Raw genomic sequence first — 324 nt, 5'->3', positions numbered from 1 at the left:
CGAGCTCCACGAATTTCTGCGCGCCGACGCCTAGCCCCGCGAGATCGGTCGTGACGATCACGTCGGCGCCGCTATCCATCACCTTGTGCGCAAGCTCTCGCGGGGCATCGAGCGGGCTCATATGCACCAGGCGGCAGCCCGCCTTCAGCGCGGCGAAGAAGGCGACGGTGTGCCAGGGGGTGTTGGGCAGGAAGAGCGCGACGGTGCGCCCGGGGCCGATGCCGCGGGCGAGCAGGCCGGCGGCCAGCCGGTCCACGTAAGCCGAAAGCTGACGATAGGAGAGCGTGCGGTCGCGATACTCGATCAGCACCTTGTCGCCCCAGG

1 protein-coding gene is annotated in these 324 nt (G+C 69.1%); it reads right to left on the bottom strand.

Annotated features, from left to right (window positions below; genetic code table 11):
• Positions 1-324, bottom strand: a 324-nt coding sequence (locus R5H29_RS04345) for an AMP-binding protein (protein ID WP_332328819.1), incomplete at both ends; no start/stop codon positions are given.

This window comes from Stenotrophomonas sp. A3_2 (genome assembly GCF_036624925.1).
Taxonomy (GTDB): Bacteria; Pseudomonadota; Gammaproteobacteria; order Xanthomonadales; family Xanthomonadaceae; genus Stenotrophomonas; species Stenotrophomonas hibiscicola.
This window is presented reverse-complemented; position numbering and strand designations above follow the sequence as displayed.